Annotated in this window: 19 protein-coding genes and 3 pseudogenes; 16 read left to right on the top strand and 6 right to left on the bottom strand. The window is 31.5% G+C overall.

Annotation, left to right across the window (positions count from 1 at the left end; genetic code table 11):
• Window positions 1-154: 154 nt before the first annotated feature.
• On the bottom strand, window positions 155-1,081 hold the full coding sequence (locus AC1DMU_RS27905; RefSeq protein WP_476941659.1) for an aldo/keto reductase: 927 nt from the start codon (window positions 1,079-1,081) through the stop codon (window positions 155-157).
• 366 nt (window positions 1,082-1,447) lie between these two features.
• On the opposite strand from AC1DMU_RS27905, the gene AC1DMU_RS27900 reads away from it, so the two are divergent.
• Window positions 1,448-9,046, top strand: a complete 7,599-nt coding sequence (locus AC1DMU_RS27900) for a non-ribosomal peptide synthetase (RefSeq protein ID WP_476941658.1) — start codon at window positions 1,448-1,450, stop codon at window positions 9,044-9,046.
• 239 nt (window positions 9,047-9,285) lie between these two features.
• Here AC1DMU_RS27900 and AC1DMU_RS27895 read toward each other — a convergent pair whose 3' ends face one another.
• Window positions 9,286-9,912, bottom strand: a complete 627-nt coding sequence (locus AC1DMU_RS27895) for an ATP F0F1 synthase subunit alpha (protein WP_088063445.1) — start codon at window positions 9,910-9,912, stop codon at window positions 9,286-9,288.
• Between the two features lie 164 nt (window positions 9,913-10,076).
• On the opposite strand from AC1DMU_RS27895, the pseudogene AC1DMU_RS27890 reads away from it, so the two are divergent.
• The 3 genes and pseudogenes from AC1DMU_RS27890 to AC1DMU_RS27880 form a co-directional block, all read left to right on the top strand.
• A pseudogene (locus AC1DMU_RS27890) lies at window positions 10,077-10,635 on the top strand (pre-toxin TG domain-containing protein); the annotation flags it as partial.
• 9 nt (window positions 10,636-10,644) lie between these two features.
• Entirely contained in the window at window positions 10,645-11,058 is a 414-nt protein-coding gene (locus tag AC1DMU_RS27885) for a CDI toxin immunity protein (protein WP_000212604.1), read from the top strand.
• A 258-nt stretch (window positions 11,059-11,316) separates the two neighbouring features.
• Complete coding sequence (locus AC1DMU_RS27880) at window positions 11,317-11,706, top strand: hypothetical protein (RefSeq protein WP_476941657.1); 390 nt, start codon at window positions 11,317-11,319, stop codon at window positions 11,704-11,706.
• 214 nt (window positions 11,707-11,920) lie between these two features.
• On the opposite strand, the gene AC1DMU_RS27875 is transcribed toward AC1DMU_RS27880, so the two are convergent.
• Window positions 11,921-12,595: a hypothetical protein gene (locus tag AC1DMU_RS27875; protein ID WP_215559192.1), complete on the bottom strand. Its 675-nt coding sequence runs from the start codon at window positions 12,593-12,595 to the stop codon at window positions 11,921-11,923.
• A 471-nt stretch (window positions 12,596-13,066) separates the two neighbouring features.
• Between AC1DMU_RS27875 and AC1DMU_RS27870 the strand changes: the two genes are divergently transcribed.
• Together AC1DMU_RS27870 and AC1DMU_RS27865 are read left to right on the top strand one after the other, a co-directional pair.
• Window positions 13,067-13,237 carry a hypothetical protein gene (locus AC1DMU_RS27870; protein WP_215559193.1) on the top strand — a complete coding sequence of 57 codons (171 nt, stop codon included), beginning with the start codon at window positions 13,067-13,069 and terminating at the stop codon, window positions 13,235-13,237.
• A 23-nt stretch (window positions 13,238-13,260) separates the two neighbouring features.
• Window positions 13,261-13,395, top strand: coding sequence for an IS3 family transposase (locus tag AC1DMU_RS27865; protein ID WP_215559194.1), 135 nt, complete (start codon window positions 13,261-13,263; stop codon window positions 13,393-13,395).
• 86 nt (window positions 13,396-13,481) lie between these two features.
• Here AC1DMU_RS27865 and AC1DMU_RS27860 read toward each other — a convergent pair whose 3' ends face one another.
• Both AC1DMU_RS27860 and AC1DMU_RS27855 read right to left on the bottom strand, forming a co-directional pair.
• On the bottom strand, window positions 13,482-13,778 hold the full coding sequence (locus tag AC1DMU_RS27860) for a hypothetical protein (protein WP_426936090.1): 297 nt from the start codon (window positions 13,776-13,778) through the stop codon (window positions 13,482-13,484).
• Window positions 13,779-14,460: 682 nt separating this feature from the next.
• Window positions 14,461-15,180, bottom strand: a complete 720-nt coding sequence (locus AC1DMU_RS27855; RefSeq protein ID WP_426936091.1) for an S-layer homology domain-containing protein — start codon at window positions 15,178-15,180, stop codon at window positions 14,461-14,463.
• A gap of 867 nt (window positions 15,181-16,047) precedes the next feature.
• Here AC1DMU_RS27855 and AC1DMU_RS27850 point away from each other — a divergent pair.
• Window positions 16,048-16,245, top strand: a pseudogene (locus tag AC1DMU_RS27850) (5-deoxy-glucuronate isomerase); the annotation flags it as partial.
• 237 nt (window positions 16,246-16,482) lie between these two features.
• Here AC1DMU_RS27850 and AC1DMU_RS27845 read toward each other — a convergent pair.
• The gene (locus AC1DMU_RS27845) at window positions 16,483-16,689 is read right to left on the bottom strand and encodes a hypothetical protein (protein ID WP_215559197.1); all 207 of its coding nucleotides are present in this window, start codon (window positions 16,687-16,689) and stop codon (window positions 16,483-16,485) included.
• 260 nt (window positions 16,690-16,949) lie between these two features.
• Between AC1DMU_RS27845 and AC1DMU_RS27840 the strand changes: the two genes are divergently transcribed.
• The 9 genes and pseudogenes from AC1DMU_RS27840 to AC1DMU_RS27800 all read left to right on the top strand — a co-directional run bounded on the left by AC1DMU_RS27840 (window position 16,950) and on the right by AC1DMU_RS27800 (window position 22,953).
• Window positions 16,950-17,549 (top strand): hypothetical protein, encoded by a 600-nt coding sequence (locus AC1DMU_RS27840; RefSeq protein ID WP_426936114.1) that lies wholly within the window; start codon window positions 16,950-16,952, stop codon window positions 17,547-17,549.
• A 258-nt stretch (window positions 17,550-17,807) separates the two neighbouring features.
• On the top strand, window positions 17,808-18,206 hold the full coding sequence (gene tnpA, locus AC1DMU_RS27835; protein WP_000762752.1) for an IS200/IS605-like element ISBth16 family transposase: 399 nt from the start codon (window positions 17,808-17,810) through the stop codon (window positions 18,204-18,206).
• Window positions 18,207-18,217: 11 nt separating this feature from the next.
• Window positions 18,218-19,330 carry an RNA-guided endonuclease TnpB family protein gene (locus tag AC1DMU_RS27830; RefSeq protein WP_426936093.1) on the top strand — a complete coding sequence of 371 codons (1,113 nt, stop codon included), beginning with the start codon at window positions 18,218-18,220 and terminating at the stop codon, window positions 19,328-19,330.
• Between the two features lie 199 nt (window positions 19,331-19,529).
• Window positions 19,530-19,757 (top strand): hypothetical protein, encoded by a 228-nt coding sequence (locus tag AC1DMU_RS27825; protein WP_071732440.1) that lies wholly within the window; start codon window positions 19,530-19,532, stop codon window positions 19,755-19,757.
• Window positions 19,758-19,831: 74 nt separating this feature from the next.
• A pseudogene (gene tnpA / locus AC1DMU_RS27820) lies at window positions 19,832-20,136 on the top strand (IS200/IS605 family transposase); the annotation flags it as partial.
• Between the two features lie 570 nt (window positions 20,137-20,706).
• Entirely contained in the window at window positions 20,707-21,780 is a 1,074-nt protein-coding gene (locus tag AC1DMU_RS27815; protein ID WP_088065118.1) for a response regulator aspartate phosphatase, read from the top strand.
• Window positions 21,777-21,902, top strand: a complete 126-nt coding sequence (locus AC1DMU_RS27810) for a hypothetical protein (protein WP_017658030.1) — start codon at window positions 21,777-21,779, stop codon at window positions 21,900-21,902. The genes AC1DMU_RS27815 and AC1DMU_RS27810 overlap by 4 nt, the downstream gene beginning before the upstream one ends.
• Window positions 21,903-22,054: 152 nt before the next feature.
• Window positions 22,055-22,444 (top strand): hypothetical protein, encoded by a 390-nt coding sequence (locus AC1DMU_RS27805; RefSeq protein WP_088065119.1) that lies wholly within the window; start codon window positions 22,055-22,057, stop codon window positions 22,442-22,444.
• A 134-nt stretch (window positions 22,445-22,578) separates the two neighbouring features.
• Window positions 22,579-22,953, top strand: a complete 375-nt coding sequence (locus AC1DMU_RS27800; RefSeq protein ID WP_476941664.1) for a metal-dependent hydrolase — start codon at window positions 22,579-22,581, stop codon at window positions 22,951-22,953.
• Window positions 22,954-23,053 lie beyond the last annotated feature (100 nt).

Genomic DNA, 23,053 nt, shown 5'->3' with positions numbered 1-23,053 from the left:
TAAGAGCTCAACTACCTTATAAACTGTAGATATTGTTGGAGAAAGAGAAAAAAATAGGGTGGAAGTGTTAAAAATATGTTCTAGTTGAGAAGAAGTAGTAGTATGGATTTGGTAGAAGAATCAGCATAATTTTTGTAGGTGAATAATGATCTGATCAAAGCTTTTTAATGAATTCAATTTCATTATCTAATAATAATGGACGAGTTAAGTGTGAAGAATTTTCTTCAACCTGAGTAGAATTTTTTGCACCAGGAATAGCAACTGAAACGGCTGCGTGACTTAAAACATAACGTAAAGCAACTTGCGCTAAACTTCGATTTGAACGTAAAAGTGAACGTAATTTCTCTACTGTGTTTAAGCTATCTTTAAACCACTTTTCTTTTGGCCAATCTTTTCTTAAATCATCGTCTGGAAATTGAGTTTCATGATTAAATTTCCCAGTTAAAATTCCCATCTTAAGTGGACCTCTTATCACAGCACCTAAATTATGTTTTTCAATATAAGGAAGGATGTCTTTTTCAGGTTCTTTATTCAAAATACTATAATCGAATTGTACGACATCTAAATCATTATTCTGATTAAAATGTTTTATATAATCTAAATCATTAGTAGAAACGCCAACAGCTCTCACTTTTCCAGATTTTTTTAAGGTTTGGAAAGCTTGTAGAAAGGCTTCTGTTTCTTCAGGTTTATCCCACCAAATATGACAAAAGTACACATCTATATAATCCGTTTTAAGCCGCAGTAAACTAGCCTCAAACGCATCAATGATCTTTTGAGGATCTCCATAAACGGCTGGTTGATTGGGGTCATAATGATGACCAATTAAACCACCTTTTGTAGAAAGGATTATATCTTTCCTGCGATTATTTATAGCTTTTGCAACGAGTGTTTCACTATGACCTAGTCCATAAACGTCAGCAGTGTCAATAAAATTAACCCCTAAGTCGATTGCTTTCTCAATTGCATCAATGGATTCATTATCTTTTACTGCTCCCCATTCATCTCCACCAATTGCCCAAGAGCCGAATCCTATCTCTGAAACTATTAATCCCGTTTTACCTAATAATCTATATTCCATTTTATACGGACTCCTCCTTTTCAGTGTATATTATTAGAAATATACATAGTGACCAGTTGGAATATTCTTGAATTTGGTTTCGGGGTGTAAATTAGAGTATATATTTTAATAAATATATATGAGATTACTTTATAAAAAGTAATTGGAATTATTAGTAAAATGGTTTTTTATGCTTAAATTGAATAAAAGTATGAACTTTCACGGTATAAATATGAATTTTATTCATCATTTCAATAACTATGCAATAAGCGAAATAAATGTTGAATTTAGTCGGAAAATATACATTTACAAATCGCAGAATGTGTACATATAGTTGTAATTGTAAATATTATCCGTTTTGAAATATTTATAAAAGGAGAAATTCATATGAAGGAAATACAAAAGCAATATGAAATTGTAGAAGAATTGGATGCAACAGTAGGGCAAGAAGCATTATGGATAGCTCATCAAATGGAATTAGAAAATGCTATGAACAATGAAGCTAACATAATAAAGCTAAAAGGAAATCTTCAAATAGATACCCTTAAGAAAGCGCTTACTTTAATAGTGCAATCTCACCCGGCGCTACGTATACTATTTATTAAGAGGGACGAAAAAATTAAACAATTCATTCAAAAGAGTATAGACTTTGATATACCAATTAAGGATTTAACTGCTTTTAAAAACACAGAACAAAAATCTATTTTTAAAAAATTTTTAGACTCTATAGTGAATGAGAAATTTAGTTTAGAAGAGGGACCTTTGTTTAAATTCCACATCATTAAATTTTGTGAAGATGAATTTATTTTACATATGATTTTTCATCACATTATTTATGATGGATGTAGTTTAGGAATTTTTATCCAACAATTGTCTCATACGTATTGTGAATTACTTCAAGAAAATACAGGTTTGGTATTAGAATCTCCTTATAAGAGCCTTGTAGAATTTGAGGAAGGTTTTATTGACAGTGCAATATATATAGAAGGATCATCCTATTGGAAAGATTATTTACAAGGTGAATTACCTCCTACAGAGTTTCCTGCTACTATTAATAAAATGAATGAACCGATGTATACGAACAAAAATATAAGCAAGAATATTGATGCCGATCTATTTTATCAAATACAATGTTTTGCTAAAAGAAATAACATAAGTGTCTATCGGGTTATGTTAAGTACTTATTGTGCCTTGCTTCATCAAATGACAAATGCTGAAGAAATTATTGTAGGTATTCCAATTAATACTAGACCACAAACGGAAGAAGGGAATGCTTTTGGTTATTTTGTTAATACATTACCTATACGTATAACAATAGAAAAAGGTGATACATTTAAGGGAATACTTAACAAGGTGAATAAATCTGTTCATTTGGCTATTAAGTATAAACATAATCCATATTCACATATAGTAAGAGATTTAAATCTAAATAATAATACACATCATAATATGATTTATTCAACAGCATTTAATACGGTAAGGATACCTCAATTGAAAATTCCCGATATTGAGTCCACAGTTTTAACAGATTGTAAAAGAGTAAATCCTTTTAACATGACCTGGAGAATAATGAGATATGAAGGGGAAACAGAGAATAAAATTGAGGTTGACTATAATTCAGCATTATATAAACCCGATAGTATGAATGATTTAGTTGAAAGATATATATATTTGTTACAAAAACTAATGAAGAATGTGAACGAACCTATCCATTCATTGGATTTACTTTTAAAAAAGGATCATCGTTTATACAAAGATATAAACTCAAATACTCTTGCATATCCTAATTTAAAAACATTAGATCAATTAATTGATCTACAAGCATTAAAATCGCCAAATCAAATAGCGATTTCAATGGGGGATAAATCGATTACCTATTATGAATTGCAGCAAAGGTCAAATCAAATTGCGAATTATTTACGTGAAAATGATATAAAAAAGGGACAGCGTGTAAGTATTACTATGGTGAGAGAGATCGATACAATTGTATGCATTCTAGGTATACTAAAATCAGGTGGAGTTTATGTACCAATCGATCCAAAGTTTCCTGAAAAAAGAATAGAATACATCTTAAAAGATAGCGAAAGTCAAATGATTATTACGAAGAAAGAATACAGGAGATTGGTTGAAAGTTTTGCGATTCATACAATTTATCTAGAAGATTTTCATTACGCTAATTCTATAGAAAATATTGCGCCTACACATACCATAGAAGATGCTGCGTATATTATCTATACGTCAGGTTCAACAGGTTTACCAAAAGGAGTAGTTGTACCACATAGAGGAGTAATTAATTTATCATATTCATTAATGAATCAATTTAATTTAGACAAAAATGATGTATTTTTACAATTTGCAACAATGATTTTTGATGCCTCCATTATGGAAATGTTTCCGATTTTGTTATGCGGAGGAAGAATGCATGTAATTTCTGAAATGGAAAAACGTTCTGCAGAAGAATTTATAAATGTAATTAACAAGAATGGTATTACATTTGTTCTTTTACCAACTGCATTTTTTAAATTAATAGCTGATATGCCTAAAGAAATGTTGCTTAAATTAAATTCCTTAAAATGTGTATTTGTGGGAGGGGAAACCATACCTGCTGAATCAGTTCGTAAATGGCAAAGTAAAGTAGGGTTAAAGATTCCAATTCTTAACGCATATGGTCCTACTGAAGCTACTGTATGTACAACCATTTATGAAGTAAATCATGAGATAAAAGAAGAAACTTCTAATATCCCAATAGGTAAACCAATTGCTAATAGTAAAGTTTTCGTGGTCAGTCCGTTCAACACGTTATGTCCGTCAGGAGTAGTAGGTGAATTATTCATTAGTGGTGATGGGGTTGCTAAAGGATATATAAATCAAAAGAAAAAAACAGAAGAGGCATTTATTTCTTTCGAAAAATCATATAATCGCAATAAAAAAATATATCATACTGGGGACTTAGTACGTCTTTTACCAAATGGAAACTTAGAATTTATCGGAAGGAAAGATAATCAAGTAAAACTACGTGGGTATCGAATTGAGCTTGATGAAATAGAAAGAGCATTATTTAAACACCCAGAGGTAAAAGATGCAGTAGTAGTAACTTATCAAAATGACAAAATTGCTAGCTTTTATGTATCAAAAGACAATACAGAGATAAAACAAGAGAACTTAAAAACATTCTTAAGTGAAAGATTACCAGATTTTATGATGCCAAATTATATATTTCATCTTAAAACATTTCCATTATCACCAAGTGGTAAGGTTGATAGAAAAAAATTAGAATTACAAATCCCATCTTTACTTGAAAATATGCAAAATCAATATATACCACCAATAAGTGGCACAGAAAAAAGGTTGGCAAAAACATGGTCAGAGATTTTAAATTTAGGGAAATATAGAATCAGTAGAGATGACGACTTTTTTAAACTTGGGGGACATTCACTAATTGCTGTGCAAGTATTAAATCAAATTCAAAAAAAGTTTCATTTGAAAATAGAAATTAGAGATATTTTTGAGCATACAACAATTGCTAGTCTATCTGCTTACATCGATAAATTAATGGAAGCAAATCATGATAGAGAAGAACAGAAGATGCAAATATTAAAAGTTGCAGATAAGGAAAGTTATCAGTTATCAAGTGCTCAAAAAAGAATCTGGTTTTTAAATAAATCAAACGCTATTAATAGAGTATACGATACACCACTACACATATATATTGAGCCGAGTTTGAAAAAAGATATTTTACAGGACGCCATAAGGTTTTTAGTTGAACGACACGAGATGCTCCGCACAGTGTTTATTGAAAAAAATGGGGAGCCTAGACAAGTCATATTAAAATCAATAGCGATTGACTTGATACACCATGAGATTGAACACATGGCTAAAAAGGAACAACAAGAATATATACGTAGAACAATAAATCAAACGGATCATACACCATTTGATTTGGAAAATGGACCGCTTTTCTGGATTAGAATTTTTAATCTTGATAAGAAAAAATCCTATTTATATATCAATTTACATCACATTATTACTGATGAGTGGAGTGTAAGGAATTTATTAGATGAATTAATGAAGGTATATAGTGCCTTTGCTAAACGAAGAAATCCTGAGTTGCCAACTATCTCTAATCGATATGTAGATTATGTTGAGTGGGAACAAGAGCAGTTAAATCTAGGTCGGTGGGATACAGAAAAATCTTATTGGATGGCCGAACTTGCAGCACCTCTTCCTATACTAAATCTTCCCTTAGATTTTAGTAAGTATCATCAAGGTACAAATAGAGGTACAGTATTTGAAATGAAGTTAGATAATAAAATGAAAGAGTCTTTGAAACAAGTATGTGAACAAGAGAATGTTTCGATGTATATGCTATTTTTCGCAGCATATATTCAATTGTTACATTATCTAACGGATCAAAAAGACATTATTGTAGGTACACCGGTTGTTGGAAGGAATTATCAAGAATTTGAACAAATACAAGGATTTTTTGTAAATACTTTAGCTATTAGAACACAATTAAATGATGTAAAAAATTTAAAACAGCTATTACAAGTAGTGAGAGAAAAATGTTTGAATTCTTTCCAAAACCAATCATACCCATTTGATAAAGTAATTGAGCAAATAAATCCTGATAGAAGCTTTGGAAATAACCCGATCTTTTCTACTATGTTTAGTTACCAGAAAGATATTTTGCAACAACATGATGCGTACAAGCTTCAATTGTTACCTAATAAACAAGATGTTAGTAAGTTTGACATTTCTTTAGCTGTTGAAGAAGGATCGGATTATGTAGAGATTTCATTTGAGTATAATATTAATCTTTTCAAGGAAGAGTCAATTAATAGGTTTACTCAAAATTTACTTAATATACTGGACGCATTTATTCATCAAAGAACAGTGGCATATGAGAATCTTTCATTCCTATCACTGGAAGAGGAATCTCTATATAGAAAGGTAAATCATACAGAAAGACCGTATCCTTATTTTCAAAATATACAGGAGCAATTCTATAAGCAAGTAGAAACACAATCAAATCGGATTGCTATAGCGACTGAAACAGAGTCTTTAACATATAGGCAATTAAATAGGAGTTCTAATCAAGTAGCGCAACATTTGCTTGATAAAGGTATAAAAAAAGGTGACAAGGTAGCCATATTTTTAGATAGAAGTATGAGTAGTATCGTTTCTATGATTGGAATATTAAAAGCCGGTGCTGCCTATATACCAATCGATGTTAAATACCCTGAGGATAGAATAAATTATATAGTAAGTGACAGCGAGGCATGTAGAATTATAACGAATTACAAATACAAAAATCATTTGAATTCAAGTAGTTATAACGTTTCAATAATAGAGGATATATATTGTACGACAATAAATGGTGATGTGAAAATTTTAAATAAACCAGATGACTTGGCCTATGTAATTTATACTTCAGGATCAACAGGCAAACCAAAAGGTACATTATTAACTCATAAAGGAGTATTAAATTTAGTTGAATGGAGAAATGAAGTATTTCATATTTCACCAAATGATAAAGTAACACAGTTTTATTCCCATAGTTTTGATTCTTCTGTATCGGAAATTTTTTCTACTTTGTTAAATGGGGCGGAACTATATGTATTAAGTGATGAACAGCGCTATTCAACTGCAGCATATGCCCAAGCTGTCCAAGAAATACAAGCAACTATTTCTGATTTACCAACAGTATTTTTTAATGAACTATCGACTTCATTAAATAAACTGGATAGTGAAAAGATACGTTCGTTAAGATTTATGATAATGGGAGGGGAAGCCGCATCAACAAATGCTATTAGGAGTTGGCAAAATACTTTTAAAAACCAAGTACAACTGGTAAATGAGTATGGTCCTACGGAAGCAACTGTTTCAGCGATGTATTATTTCATACCAGACTTAGAATGCGAAAATAACATTTTAGGTAGTATACCGATTGGCATTCCAATTTCTAACACAAAGGTTTACATATTGAACTCATATATGCAACATAGTCCGGTAGGGGGCATTGGCGAATTATATATTGAGAGTTTAGGATTAGCCCAAGGGTATTGGAAGCAGGAAGAAAAAACAAAACAGGCATTTATTGCAAATCCATTTTCAGAAGATAACAGTAAAAGGTTATACCGAACAGGTGATTTAGCAAAGTGGTTATCAAATGGAAATATAGAATTTATGGGAAGAAAAGATAAGCAGGTTAAAATTAGAGGGCACAGAATTGAACTAGGGGAGATAGAAGATGCAATATTACAATTTGAGGGGATAAATCAGGCTGTGGTAACACAAACGAAAGATGGAATGCTATTGCAAGCTTATTATAAAACAGTGGACGGTTTAGAAATAGAGAAAAATAAGTTAGCTTTATATTTATCAAATGTATTGCCAGAATATATGATCCCTAAATATTACTCTCATGTGTTAGAAATACCAATAACGGCTAATGGGAAAATTGATTTCGAAAAACTGCCAGAAATAGAGTTTGATAATGAGCAAAACGATGAGTGTATACTTAAGCCTCAAACTAAAGTGCAAAAAAACATTGCAAAAGTATGGTCTGAAGTTCTAAACATAAAATCTATAGGTTTAAAAGATGATTTCTTTAATTTGGGTGGACATTCTTTAAAAATTATGCCGGCATTAGTCAAATTAAAACCGTTATACCCTAACTTGAAAATTCAAGATTTCTTTAAGTATAGAACAATAGAAAAATTAGCCTCTCATATTGAAGAGATGGAAGATATGTCGTTCAAGAAAGAGAAAAATATGAATGTAGCTCGTATGGAAAATGAAACGAAAACGACTCCTGTTTATGAAACAACTAAATTAGAAGAATGTGAGTTAGATATGGTGAATTATCCAAAAGCAGTTTTTCTTACAGGGGCAACAGGATATTTAGGGGCACATATTTTAGAACGGTTATTACAGTTGCCATCTACGACTATATACTGTTTAGTAAGAAAAAATGAGAATCAAGTAATTGGTGCAAAGTTAAAAGAAAGAATGGAGTTTTATTTCGGTAAAGAAATCCTTCAAAAGTTAGAGGAGAGAGTAGAATTAATTGAAGGAGATTTATCTTTGATGAATCTAGGTCTAGATTCAAAGCAATTGGACCATTTAAAGAATAAGGTAGAGTCAATCATACATTGTGGTGGAGAAGTTAGACACTATGGAGAACGTGAGCATTTTCAAAAGGTAAATGTTCAGTCTACAAAATACTTATTGGAATTAGCTAAGAACACAAATGCACGTTTTCATTATATATCGACTTTAAGTGTAGTAGGTCAGGCTGAAAGCGATCCAAAAGAATTTGAATTCTTTGAGTCTAATTTTGATAGAGGGCAAAATTTAGATAATCTGTACCTAGAAAGTAAGTTTCAAGGCGAGAAAATGGTCAGAGAAGCAATGGAAAAAGGAGTTCGTGCCACGATATACCGTGTGGGGAATTTAGTGGGTAACTCTAAAACAGGTAAATTTCAATACAATATTAATGAAAACGCATTTTATAGATTATTAAAAGGGATATGCCTATCTAGCATAGCTCCTGACGTCAATACGTATGTAGATTTAACGCCTGTAGACTATGGAAGTTTAGCTATTACTGAATTATCTTATAAGGCCAATACAGTAAATAAAACCATGCATATCTGTAATCCAAATCAGCTTAAATGGGATCAATTTATTAATAGTTTACAATCTTTTGGATACGATATCCTGCTAATGAAACAAGAGAAGTATATAGAGAAGTTTTTTAATACGAATCTAACTACTGATGAACAGAAAGCTTTAGAGCTCATAATGCCTTTATTAGAATCTGTAGAAGAGTTATCAGTAGCTATACCATCTTGTTTATACACGCAAGGATATTTGAAGAATATACATTGTTTAGAGCCAAATCAAGAGTATATCAATTTGTTATTAAATTATGCTATGAGTATCGAGTTTTTACCAACCGTTAAAGAACCAATATTGCTATAGAATATACAATCGATTTTGAACAGATTGGTTTATAAATATGAAGTTTTGAATATTTGTTTACTTTCGCTTGTTTTTTGGAAAAGTAAAAAGAACTTGTAGTTTTATCTACAAGTTCTTTTCGATTAAAAGGTTTATACATTTAGTTAGTTGGATAATATTTCAATTCTTCATATTACTAACAAAAGAAATTAACCAAGACAAATAATTCTTTTCAATAAGAGAAAAAATACAATTTTATATTAAGACCAAATCCATCGATCATCAGTTAATGCTTGAGAATCATTAACTTTTTCAATCTCATCTGTTATCGACCACTCATTACTTCTTTCAGCGTTCGCCATATGAACTTTAACCTTTTCACCTACATTAAATTTCTGCCCGTGTGTCAAATAAACTGTAACATTACGTTTACTTCCGTCATTTCCAGTATATTGAACAATTACATAATTATATTCTTCTATTCCAGATTTAAACTTATCTACTTTTGTAACATGTCCTATTTCATATTCGTATGCAAAAACATGTTTTAAATAACTTCCCTGGTGTAATGTATCAGTACCTTGAACCTTTTCAATTGACTCTGCAACCATATAGTCCGTAAAATTACGCATCATTGCACCAGTAGCTTTTATTTGATCACCAACTTTTACATTTGGTGTAGAGTTGAAATAAATACTAATAGGCTCTGAATACTTTGTTGATTCAACAGAGATAACATTATCAGTAACCTCAACTACACGCCCTTCAATTGTTGATAAATTTGACTCGATAGAAGCTGCACTTGCTTTTGTTACTTCTAATCCTGGTAGATTTGTGCCTGCAAGAGCTGCAATTCCTAATGCACCAGCTAAAATGATTTTTTTCATACCTTATAACATCTCCATTCCGGTTGTAGTTAAATGCGCAGTTAGGTTTAATTGGTAAATAACTTTCGTATATCACCTAACATGTAATCATTATAGTTACAATAAGAATGATTATCAACTACAATTTAAATGTAATTTTGCATAATAATAAATCTTGATTTAATAATTTATCATTCGTATTGGGTATTATACCAATAATTGGTACAGGAAAAGAAATTGGACAACTTATCAAAGGTGAAGACTTAGTAACAGGTCAAAAATACGGTCCAGACGATTATGTATGGGGCACATTGGCCGTTGTATCTGGTGGTTACAACACGAGTTGTTGGTAAGGTTGTAGGGAAGATTGGCGATCTTGAAAAGAAAGGAAAGGCACTAGAAGCAGCTGCTAAAGGTGGTCGTTCAGGTGAGATTGTTCTTGATAAGGTTCAAATATATGAACAAGCAAGAAATAAAGCAATGAGCTTATTGGGGGATTTTGGGGCAGATTCACAACCATTTATAGGAACAATGGAAAAAAGCGCTGGTTATGGTAAAATTGTTGGCAGAGAGACAGCTGATCATAAAGCAAGATGGCGATTAGATTATGATCCTAGTAAAGGGATGCATATAAATGTAGAAGATTTTAGAAATGGAAAAAAAGATAAAGCAATTAAATATGCAATTCCTTTTGAAGGAGACGAAGAAACCTTTAAATCATTATTAAAATATCTAAATAAATGAGGTAATAAAATGGCAACATTGTTGGAAGAGTGTATTGAAGCATTAGGTGAAGACATTGAAATTTTAGAGAATACTCAAGGGAAAATGGTAGTAAAAAGTTTTGAAAATGCATTCCCTATTACACAATGGGGGAGAGTAGATTGGTCCAACATTGAAAACTATGGTGATTTATATAATGAGGATGAAATAAAATTATATCTACAGAACTGTTTTGGAACATATTCTCAGACAGTATATATTATTTGGGATAATGCTAGAGTACCAGTAATCAAAACAAATTTACATCAAGTTTTAAATGTAATATATGATGTTACAGCTGTTAGTTTTGATACCTGGATATATTCACCAGATATGGGGTATGTTATTGAGTATCATCATGATGGTGATATACGTATTGGAGACGTAAAAAATATTGTTAAATAAATAGATTTTTATAAACAAACGTAGGATCATTGATTCCTACGTTTGTTTAGTATTAAGTAAAAATTTAATCACCAGAGAGTATTAGAAAATAAGGGTAACTGTAACTATGAACGATTCTAGATAGCCTAATGAAGATGGATAGGTCAAAATGGCCCATAGTGTAAATGGTGTGGAAATACATTATGTAAAAAAATACAAAAACTGGTGAATTTGATGATTTTAAATTTAAAGATAAAAAATGAATAAGGGGCGTTTATTATGAAAGTAGCTTGTTTGTACAACACTGGAGATTATCTAACAAAGGCAACCGAGGAAATATTTAACTTAGTTATTAAGAAGGAGTATGTTGTTTATGGCATATGTAAGTTACAAAGTGGTGAATTAACATACTTAATCTTAGGAGAACGTGAAAATATGCCATCATGGTATCCAGCAGAATTATTTAAAATATCCGATGCGTTACAACCTATAGAATGGTATTGTGGAGAACACAGACATGTCAAAGATACAACTATAGATTATATATGGGGATATAAAGAGTTAGCCTTGGATGATACACATGCTCTTGGTTTAATAGAAAGAGAGAATAAAGATATGGAACTATTTTTAAAGCGTAAAGCTGAAATTGATGAATTTGAAGAATTGTAATAGTAAATGAATTGTTTAACTTATAAAAAGCGTAGAAATTAAAAATTTCTACGCTTTTTTGTACATAACATTTAGATAAACAGCTTGTTTTTTGAAAAAGTTGAAAGATGGTATTTATATTGGCGAGAATATCTATTACAATGGACCCTATATAAAAAAGTAGTTGCAAGTGCAACTAACTTTTCACAAAAATATTATTATGCAAATAACACCTTTAGCGTAGACTTGCGCTTAATGGTACTTGGGAATAAACTGTGAAATTGTTACCATAAGTACCGTGTTTAGAAAATGAGGAAGAAATTGAACCGTTCCAACTTTTGTAGGTAGATCCAGATGTATCTGCTCTTAGAAGTACGTTTGAAAAGCTAGCCTGGCTAAAAGAATTACGTCCAGCATCTTCAACACCCTGAACCATTTTTATTGGTTCGTATTGAGAAAATGAGCCATATACAGGCTGATTTGCATATCTAGGGCTTCCATTTACATACATAGTAACCGTACCATTTCCGTTATTAATTATTTTAAGGTTTACCCGATCACCATCTTTAATTGATGTATCATATTGTGTGTTCCAATACTTACTGTTTTGACCAGATTCATTATATCCTGAATTAAGAAATACTTTATATCCACTTGGTGTTTTTGAAATACCACCCTCAACTTTAGATGCTCCAATACCTAAATACCAATTCAAATATCCATCTTTAACAACAACTGATTTTGGTAGATTTATATCAGCTGCAATCCCGGTATAACTACTATTTGTAACACTTTTTACAGCACCTTCTGTAGCTGCAAAACTAGTAGTTGAAAACATTGATAGAGAAATTAGAAGTGAACCAACTAGATACATCATTTTTTTCTTACTTTTTCTAAATACTTGATTCATTTAGATCCTCCATATTTTAAATTATTAAATTGTATGGAAAGTTGGCCAACTAACTACAACTTACAAATTAAAGATATATCAGGTTTCATTTAATGTATATATTTTCCTGTTATGAGTCATTGAAATGTCAAATAAATTTGATTTTTTATATTTATCAATATAGATGGAGTTGACAGAATAAGGTGGTATTTCTATTTAAATGTAAGAAGATTTTGTTAAAAATCCTATAAAAACCTATAAATGTATTGAGGATAATATGTACTACGATTCATTTAGGAGTGAGGAATATGGAATGAATATAGGGGGATTTTTCAATGAGTTGATCTGAAATATTTAGAAATAGATTAAAAACAAAGGAAATAAATGAATCGTTTTTGTTAAGGAATTCATTGAAATAGTTCGTAGATGAAGGGGAATATATGATTTGAAAGACATGGATTTCCTATATAAAAGAAGAAAGGGGATCCAGCTATGGGAATTACAAATATAAGATCGAAGTTAGATAATGCAGCTATTGAAGAGGCTATAGAGGCATTAAAAGATGAAAATGAATGTTTACGTATGGAAATCGATTACTTAAAAAAGTTAAAGGCCTTCGTTCAAAAAGAGATGGAATTACAGAACAAGACGAAGCAAAAGTAATTTATCTTACAAAATTCGAAAGTATGAAACATATTAAGATAGTATTAGGTAATTATATAGTTCATTACAATCGCAAAAAAATCAAAGTACTGTTAAAAGGAATGAGTCCAGTACAATACCAGACTCACATTCAAATAGCCGCTTCATTTTTTGTTTAATTCTTCAGGTCCAGTTCATTATAGGCAATCGAAAGTTGGCTTGCTACGATTAGTGATTGTTATTCTTTAACTCATCTCATATTACGTTAGTTTAAGTATTGAGAGTAAAAGAATAGGAATAGAAAAATTAATGTTTTGATAAATAATTTATTAAAGAAACTTAAAGGAATAACAAGTTCTCCTATTGTAAGGATTTTAAGTTTATCCTTATTTAGTCCTTTTATTAATTCTTTTAATGTTTGGAAGTTTATTTTATTAACGAAAGACCAACTTGGCACAGCTTTTGTATCTGAACCTATTTTGAAAATGATATGAATACTATGTGCATGAAAACCGCTTATTATTAAAATAAGCATAAACCCTAAAATAATGAACCAAGTCATTTTTCAACATCTCCTTTCAGTATTTAATATTAAGATATTAAAACTGTTGAGAAAGTGTGCTGTTGTCCATGAAAAATATTGAGAATTTGTTGAGGAAATGTTGAGAATGTTGCAATGCGATTGATTGTAGGGGAGTTAGAGTTAATAATGCTTGTCAGATTATATGCGTGAAAAAAGGAAATAGGAAAGAGAACAGTTGCGTAGACTGTTCTCTTAAGGAGCGGAAGTGCGGAACATTTTCAATGACAATGATTCAACCATTCCGTTAATAGAATGTGTAAATATTTATAATTTATACAAGAAAATCAGAGATTCATTATGAATATAGATTGGCTGTTACCAATCTATTATTAGTATTAGGAATAATTACACAAATTATTCATAAGTTAAAATCTCAATTCATCGTAGGATGAGTGACATGCAAAGTAAAAAGAGCACTTTTTAAGGTGTGTATTAGGACTTGAAAGAGGCATCAATGATAATTTAGAAGGAGATATCTCTATACAACATATGGAGGTGCTATGAAAGGGTGACGATAAAAAGTAAAAAGAGCAGTTAGAATGAACTAACTGCTCAACTCCAGGGGAATTGGAGACTTAGTTTTTATAGTATTAGCAAACTTACGGTGTATTATTCAATAGTAGATATAGAGGGTTAATTATTAATATTGTATTAGTGCATTTTATCCTTTAAATATTGTTCCTCCATTAGTAACATGGGACTCTCTAATTTCTCCAACTTCTTCAACAAGAATAAGCGGTAAATTATTATTACCTTGTTTATTATTCCTGTTCATAGCATTATAAATAAATTGTGCGTACTGTTCTCTAGATACCTTCATATATGGACTATAGTTATTGTTACCTGTGCCTTCCGCAATATGGTTGGAATGAATAGCATGAATTGCATCTTTTGCCCAATATCCATTTGGTATATCTTTAAAAGTAAATGCTCCTGTTGCTTTTAGCTGAAATGCCTTCGTTAATACAGAAGCCATTTCAGCACGTGTTAAAGTATCCTTAGGGCGGAAGTTACCATGTTCATCTCCAGTGAATATTCCTAAGTTTGTGAGAGATAAAATCTCTTTTGAGTAATGGGTTGTGAGAGAATTGATATCTAAATAAGGGTTAGTATATGTTTCTTTATTTTCTGGTTTGAGGTAATTGTACATAAGGATGGCTACTTGTTCTCGTGTTACATCATCTCCAAATCCAAAGATCCCATTTCCGTATCCAAATAGGATTTGTTTTTCTTTTAAGTCATGTATCGCTGTATATGACCAGTGGTTTTGTGGTACATCAGCAAAGGCTTCTTCAGCATGAGCGGTATAATGTCCAACTCCAAGTATTGTTAAGGTACTAATAGATAGTGATGAGCATAATTCAACTAATTTTCTTTTCAAAACATTTCCTCCTTAAAAACGATATATTATCTTAATAAGTATATTGAAACCTATTTTAATTATATATAAATATAATAGGTTTAAAAGATATATTTTTGTGGATGAAAAATATAACGGTGCCATATTTAAAAAATTGCAAGATAGACCAGTAACTAGATTTGGTTATAATATTTTTGATTTTATAAAGAGGAAAGGGGTAGTTTCAATTATCGAGACAGTAAAAGGACAAGTAATAAGGATTACATTTGAAGAAAGTGTGTTGTTTTAATTGTATTAGGAGTTTTAATTATCGTATAACTTCGTCTTATATAGCTAGGGAAAATCAATGGATAAATTGGATAGAAGTCTTTGTATATCCTATAGGCTTAATTCTATGTATGATACTTGGACATTTTGGGTTACCAGAGTTTTCAATATTAGTAGGGTTAGTATGTATTGTATGAGGTATCCTTATGGCAGTAGGAATTAGTGTCATATAGAAATAATAAGAGCACAGAGCATTTAAATAGAATGCTTTTTATTTTGCATAGCAAAAGGAACCCAGAAGGGTTCCTTTTCTTATTCCGATCTATCTTAAGCGCATATAAGATAATATTATTTTACATCTTAATATTAGGAATTACAATAAATAATTAGAGATTACTGTGAGTTGGTGTAAATGGGAGAAAGAACTATGAATGTTCCTGCATGCTCTGGTTCTAATGAGCCTTGCATATGGACATCAAATGTCTAATAAGCAAATCGGTGAAATGTTTCTACCGGTGTATCCTCAAGGTTGAATAGCTTGTAAATATGAAACACTACGCTGGAAGATAGAAATACTTACAAATTTTAAAAGAATTCCTTTTGTGTACCAAGAAGCAAAATTATCGCGTTGTACATAATAGCTTTATTACAATTCCAGGTGAGCTAGACCACCCGCAAGCAACCGCGCCTGAATATGCAATGTATTTTTGTTGGATGATTCGACATCTTGAGAATAACCCATGGAATGATCGCATTATGGAGGAAGACCACAAGTGGTTATTAGAACCAAACGTGAAAATTTGGCCAGAAAAGGAATAAATAGAAAAACGAGCACTCCTATTTATAGTGATAGGGTGCTCGTTTTTCTATTTATACGCAGAAAGGAAGATCCTTTTTACTGTTACTGTCGGGCTATCGTTCTGCACACATTTAAAGAAGGAGAATTCTTTCAGTAAGTATGTAGAAATGATCCTTTATTTTGACGTTTGCTTCTGACCTGATAGTTATTTTTTATGGAAAAATCAGTTTACTGTTATTAAGTTTTTTCTTTGTAATTTATTTTTTGTTTGTTGTTCTATCTACATCTGAAATGGGTGAGTCTGTGCCATATAGGTCTTGGTTACTTTCGTTATTGTTATTGTTTGGATTATTTTTCACTTGAGATGATGTTTCTAGCAGTTGTTCTTGTTCCTTACTAGGGGTATTCAGGGCATCCGAAGGGACGCGATTAATCTGTTCGCTCAATAGATTTTCTTTGTCCATATTATACAGCTCCTTTTTGGAATGAGATAAAAAAATGGAATTATTAATAGACACTTCGATATTTTGTGTCTTTGAAAGGAATTATATACAAACTTATATTGCAAAGTTAACTAACAAAAAAATATTGGTGATGAATAAAGGGATACAGAATTCAAGTTCGAAAGTGTGGTTCTTCTATCTAATAAGATAAGATATGATTTGATATTTTCTTAGTTTTGGTTCGTTAAGTTTATATACTTAAAGTAAAGGGCTTAATTTCAATTAAGGGGGAGAATAATTTGGATGTATATAACTCAGTTGCTCCTGCACAAACAAAAAATGAAGATCTACCATTCGATATTTCCTGGATGACCGATTGGATTGTAGATTGGTTTGGTTCTTTGTTTAATGGAGGCAGTGATGTAATAAAAGATGGGGGAGACAAAATAGATGGGGCAGTTCATGCGAGTGTGCCTGCATTCTTTGATGTTATTTTCCTGATCCTTTCTGTAGTAATTTTAATATCATTATTAGTTTTTGGGGCTTCTTTATGGTTTAAACATATAAAGTGGAAAAAAAGATCAATATATTTTGGAGTAGGGTCTTTCATTCTCATACTATTAATAAGGATTTTACCGGTGTTAATGTTGACAACACGTTCTTTTGATTTTCAAACTTTTATGAGTAATATGGTGGGTTTAATCACTTCTATAATTTTAGGGACAGCTGTATTAATGTTTTTAATATCTCTAGCACTAGGTATGCTTTATAAGAAATTTGAACATCCGAAATATGGGAAATGGAGTTCAAGTTTAAGATATAGTTCCATTTTTATATTTGTAACGACATTGTTAGTACCAGCCTTACTGCGCCATTTATAATTTTGGTTTATATAAGGAGATAGAGGAATAGTGAAGGTAACATCTATATTTATTCCTTCTATATATACTAGTACTTATTCTCCTTTAGGTTTCTAATTTAACGAATTTCCGGAAAGAATTCTCCTTCCTCAAGCGTGTGAAGGGCGTAGCCCAACGGTAGGTGGGAGATGAATTTCGGTTTGGCGTAGCCAAAAGGTTTTCCTTTTTATTTTGCCTCTGATATAATCAGTCTTATAAATTATAAAGGCTGGTATATAAATGAAATTAGATAGTAATAACCATTCAGTATTCTTGTTATATTATCACCTTGTGTTGGTCGTGAAATACAGAAGAAATGTGTTTGATGATGATATGTCAGACTATGCAAAAGATATGTTTGTTCGACTATCTGAAAACTATAACATCACATTAGTTGAATGGAATCATGATGTAGACCATGTTCATATTTTGTTCAAAGCACATCCTAATACAGAAATGACAAAATTCATCAATGCTTATAAAAGTGCAAGTTCTCGACTTATTAAAAGAGACTTTCCACAAGTGAAAAAGAAACTTTGGAAAGAGATGTTTTGGTCAAGAAGCTTTTGCTTGCTAACTACTGGTGGTTCGCCAATAGACGTAGTAAAAACATATATTGAAAATCAAAGTGAAAAGTGAGGTGAAATGATATGACAAAGCAGAATAAAGCATATAAATTCCGTTTGTATCCAACAGGAGACCAAGCACATCTTATACGTAAAACCTTCGGTTGTGTACGTTTCGTGTATAACAGAATGTTAGCTGAACGGAAAGAAGCGTATGAAAAACATAAAGATGATAAGGATCAACTAAAGAAACAAAAGCTTCCCACGCCTGCAAAATACAAAGCAGAATTTGAGTGGTTAAAAGAAGTTGATTCATTAGCTTTGGCAAATGCTCAACTAAACTTGCAAACTGCCTATAAGAATTTCTTTAGTGGTCAAAATGACTTCCCAACATTCAAAAGCAAAAAAGATAGAAAGTCTTATACAACGAATGTAGTGAACGGAAATATTATGTTGCTTAACGGTCATATCAAATTGCCAAAACTGAAAATGGTACGTATCAAACAGCATAGAGAAATACCACAAGACCATGTAATCAAGTCATGTACGATTTCTATGACACCTACTGGTAAATACTATGTGTCTATCTTGACTGAATACGAAAAAGAGATTGTGCAAAAAGAAGTAGAAACAGTTGTTGGATTAGACTTTGCGATGGATCAATTATACGTCAGTTCTGAGGATGAGAGAGCCAATTATCCTAAGTTCTATCGTGAAATGTTAGACCGATTGGCAAAGGCACAACGAGTATTATCAAGAAGAACAAAAGGTTCTATTCGTTGGAATAAACAACGTATCCGTGTAGCTAAGTTACATGAAAAAGTAGCAAACCAACGTAAGAACTTCCTTCATCATAAGTCTAAAGAGTTAGCTACTCATTTTGATGTTGTAGCTATTGAAGATCTAAATATGAAAGGAATGTCGCAAGCACTTCATTTTGGAAAAAGTGTCGCTGACAATGGTTGGGGTATGTTCACTTCTTTTTTAGCTTATAAACTACACGAACAAGGCAAACAACTTGTGAAAATAGACAAATGGTTTCCTTCCACAAAAACATGCAGCAGTTGTGGAAATGTGAAAAATATGTCATTGTCTGAGCGAGTCTATTCTTGTATATGCGGTGTAAATCTCGATAGAGATTATAACGCAGCTATCAATATCAAAAATGAAGCAATACGCCTATTGGCGTTAGCGTAGATAGCAATAAAATAACCCTTGGAACAAGGGAGTTAGCTCGGCTGTCTTAGGACGAATTCGTTAGCTACCAAAAGTAACGACTAACCGAGAAGCCCCCACTTCAAACAGTCCGCTAGGACGTTAAGTGGCGGGTAGTTCACATCTAATAAGTTAAAAAGCTTTTGGTGTATGAGGTTTTGATAAGGGAGGATGAGTATTAGTGACTACGTTCATTGTAATGGTTAGTATTTTCTTAATTCTATTCGTAATTGGTCCTAAAGCGACTAAGAGAAAAGAAGAAAAAGATAGAATAGAAAAAGAACATAAGCAGAAAATGGAGGCTTTAGAAGAAGAAAAGTTGGATTTTGATATTAATGGAAGCAAAGTAAGGTTACATAAAAAGCCTAAATTAAAGAAAAGTATATATAAAATAAAGAGTAACAGATAGCTTTTTAATTAAAAGGGGAAAGGGATAGAATGGATAACGGGTTTCTTTGAACAAAGTAGGGAGCATCATACCGGACAGATTTAGAAGAGTGCTTTAGGGAGTTGGTACAAGAAATATGCGACGAATTAGAAATTGTCATTGTCGCTTTAGAGTGTAACAAAGACCATACACATATGTTTTTAAACACGCTGTCAACATTTATTCCTTTGATATTATGGAAAAAATCAAAGGAGTAACTTCAAAAAAATTGAGAGAGGAATTTCCTTACCCTAAACATTTTCCAAGTTTATGGGCATGTAGTTATTTTGTATCTACCGCAGGAAATGTATCGAGTGCAACTTTTAAAAAATATGTAGAAAAACAAAAAACAAGGAGCTGAGAAAGGTGCAAATTAAATGTAGTAATTGCGGATTTGAACAATTTATGAAAGACCATAAATTCAACAGAGAATATAGAGATGACTACAATAATGCCTTGTTTGTTCTGTGTGGGAGAAATGCTTGTGATACTTCTCAAATTAAAATTCCGAGTGGTTATATCAGAAAAATGATGTGGCTTGGTTCGTGGTCAATTGTAAGAGTTATAACTTTAGACGAATACAAAAGTCTTAAGAGAGCTAGATTTATTAGGAATTTAGTTGAAGAAAAATGTACCAAACGATAACAGTAAAAATCGAGCTACTTCCTACAAAAGAACAGGCTTTCATCATAAAGGCTATTGAAAGAGAATATATCTCTACAATCAATGCACTTGTATCTGAAATGGCACAGCAAAGAAAATATATGAAATGAAAGAAGCCATTTGTGATAGAGTGGCTCTTTTTGTATTAAAATATTTTCTCATTTTCTTCTATGAATATTCAAAAAAGTTTCTCAAGTTAAAATATTGTGAATATATTTATAAATGCAAGTATACCGTGATAATATTTGATAAAAGGGGGTAGGAGCAGATGAGTGTTAACCTCATTTCTAACGAAAAAATCACCAAATTATTAAATGACTGGTATCAAGCTATGATTGCACAACGTGTATTACAGTCCGAAAAGATAAAAGAAGATATTGAAAGTAAAATTAATTATATCAAGGAAGATCAAACAATATTAATGTATTACGCTTTACTAAATGCGCGGTACAGCCTTCTAATCCGTGATACGAAGGGTTCAAAAGATATTTTAGACAAAGTCGAACTTTTAACAGACGAAAATGAAACATTTTTAGAGTACTATTATCATTTATTTAAAGCTATTTACGCCATCAATACGGCCAACAATAGTGAAGCAAGGGTTCATTTTGAAGAAGCTGAAAAGCTTCTAGATTACATGCATGATGAAATTGAAAAAGCAGAATTTAATTATTGGTTTGCTGTTTACTACTACCATATAATGAAACCAATTCTAGCAATTCAATATGCTATGAAGGCAAAGGAAATATTTATAAATAACGCAGGATATGAATTGAAAATAGCTGCATGTTTAAATACTTTAGGAATGGCAAACATACGACTAAATGAATTTGAAAGTGCAGAAGAATATTTACTTTCAGCATTAGACACTTTCAAAAAATCAGGTGATGAAATTCTAATTAAACGCGTTAAGCATAATTTAGGACTTTTATATGCAAGTCAAAACATGCCAGAGTTAGCAGTTAAACATTTAGAGAATTCATTAGAGAATAACTTTAAAACTATGTTTCTTTTAGCGAGAGAACATTTCAAGCTAGGAAAGCATACTATTGCTAATGAATATATTGAACAAGGTTATAAGCTTAGTGATGTAGGTTATCGTCATCATTTCGAAATCTTAAGGGCATTACATAATAAAGCGCCACTCGAAGAATTTGAGAAATTAGTTATAGAAGGTATTTCGTATTTTGAAGCAGAAGAATTATATGAGTGGGTAAAAGAGTATGCTTCTCTTTTAGGTGACCAATTCTACAATTCAAAAAATCATGAAAAGGCAAGCAAATATTTACACATTGCTTTAGACGCAGACAAAATAAGCAAAGAAAGAAGGGCGCTAAAATGAAAAAAGCTATCTTATTAATGATGATGTTGTCCACCGTTTTTACTTTTGGTCTTACTAATGTAAAAGACGTACCACAACAAGAATCAATTGAAGTATTTATGGATCATGGGGAACATATTTAATTTTCTAAAAAGAGGCTAATAAAGTTTTATTTAATCTAATTATTAAACAGAGATCTGAGCGTATTACTGATGCTTGGATCTTTTTTTATAATAGGGGATTTGTGAACATAACTATCGGTTGATTACGGAAATAATGATTGTGGGGGAAAAAGATGAAATGGGGAATAGAAGCAATAAGAGGTTATGAATTAAATGGTAACGACTTAAATTGGTATACTTTTTTGGGGGAAGGATATCAAAGTACAAACTGGAGTTACTTATCTCTTTCTTATCTTCAAAACTTTTTAGAAACATCAGGTTTGAATAGAGATCTGATATTAGAACTGCTGCCAATTAATTTTAAAGGCATTGTATTGAGTTCTCTCGAAAAGGAGGACTTAGAATTTCTATTTTCTTTAACTGACCCCAAAAGGTGTTTGGAAATTTTGACTCAGTATAACTTAATGGATTCTGCGGCAAACTATACACCAAATATGGAATATAAATTGAGATGGTTAAAAGAGCGTTGGGTAAAAGGATATTATATTTTTGCCAACTGTTAAGGTAAGGCTTGAATAATAGAAAGGAAGATAAGATTGAGAGAACCAACTCATGTAGTAGCAGGGGCAGCATTCGCTTTAATTACACATAATTATGCGGGGATAGGGATGATCCATATTTATTAACGGGCACATCAATAATTGGAGCACTAATACCAGATATTTGTCATCAAGGATCTACTTTAGGAAGAAAAATACCTTTATTATCTTGGGGGATCAATAAAACTTTTGGTCACCGTACTATAACACACAGTCTAATCTTTTTGTTTGGTATAACGGCACTTCTTAAGTACCTAGTTCCCCAGTACCCCATAATATATATAGGAATGTTTATTGGGGTATTAAGTCATCTAGTGTTAGATGCCCTTACACCAAGTGGGATTCAATTGCTTTATCCTTTGAAAATGAAAATAAGATTTCCGATATATACAAGAACAGGAAGTATGATTGAACATATATTTTTCTTTTCACTTATTGTAATTGACATAACTTTAATTGGAGGCTCTTTTTAAAATTACATGAAAAATAGGGAAGAAATAAGGCACTCGAACAGCTATTTAATGTTCAAGTGCTTTTTTTATGTAGAGTCTACATTTTAATTAATGATGGGTA

It is taken from the genome of Bacillus sp. 01N45 (assembly GCF_056399205.1).
Note: the sequence above shows the minus strand (reverse complement) of the source record. Positions and strands in the feature narration are given on the sequence as shown.

What these genes read in the sequence shown, in the direction of transcription:
- AC1DMU_RS27900 (WP_476941658.1), top strand. Translation starts at nt 1,448, where the DNA reads ATGAAGGAAATACAAAAGCAATATGAAATTGTAGAAGAATTGGATGCA.
- AC1DMU_RS27830 (WP_426936093.1), top strand. Translation starts at nt 18,218, where the DNA reads ATGACAAAGCAGAATAAAGCATATAAATTCCGTTTGTATCCAACAGGA.
- AC1DMU_RS27845 (WP_215559197.1), bottom strand. Translation starts at nt 16,689, where the DNA reads ATGGACAAAGAAAATCTATTGAGCGAACAGATTAATCGCGTCCCTTCG.
- tnpA (WP_000762752.1), top strand. Translation starts at nt 17,808, where the DNA reads ATGAAATTAGATAGTAATAACCATTCAGTATTCTTGTTATATTATCAC.
- AC1DMU_RS27865 (WP_215559194.1), top strand. Translation starts at nt 13,261, where the DNA reads ATGAAACATATTAAGATAGTATTAGGTAATTATATAGTTCATTACAAT.
- AC1DMU_RS27905 (WP_476941659.1), bottom strand. Translation starts at nt 1,081, where the DNA reads ATGGAATATAGATTATTAGGTAAAACGGGATTAATAGTTTCAGAGATA.
- AC1DMU_RS27870 (WP_215559193.1), top strand. Translation starts at nt 13,067, where the DNA reads ATGGGAATTACAAATATAAGATCGAAGTTAGATAATGCAGCTATTGAA.
- AC1DMU_RS27880 (WP_476941657.1), top strand. Translation starts at nt 11,317, where the DNA reads ATGAAAGTAGCTTGTTTGTACAACACTGGAGATTATCTAACAAAGGCA.
- AC1DMU_RS27815 (WP_088065118.1), top strand. Translation starts at nt 20,707, where the DNA reads ATGAGTGTTAACCTCATTTCTAACGAAAAAATCACCAAATTATTAAAT.
- AC1DMU_RS27810 (WP_017658030.1), top strand. Translation starts at nt 21,777, where the DNA reads ATGAAAAAAGCTATCTTATTAATGATGATGTTGTCCACCGTTTTTACT.
- AC1DMU_RS27895 (WP_088063445.1), bottom strand. Translation starts at nt 9,912, where the DNA reads ATGAAAAAAATCATTTTAGCTGGTGCATTAGGAATTGCAGCTCTTGCA.
- AC1DMU_RS27875 (WP_215559192.1), bottom strand. Translation starts at nt 12,595, where the DNA reads ATGAATCAAGTATTTAGAAAAAGTAAGAAAAAAATGATGTATCTAGTT.
- AC1DMU_RS27860 (WP_426936090.1), bottom strand. Translation starts at nt 13,778, where the DNA reads ATGACTTGGTTCATTATTTTAGGGTTTATGCTTATTTTAATAATAAGC.
- AC1DMU_RS27805 (WP_088065119.1), top strand. Translation starts at nt 22,055, where the DNA reads ATGAAATGGGGAATAGAAGCAATAAGAGGTTATGAATTAAATGGTAAC.
- AC1DMU_RS27885 (WP_000212604.1), top strand. Translation starts at nt 10,645, where the DNA reads ATGGCAACATTGTTGGAAGAGTGTATTGAAGCATTAGGTGAAGACATT.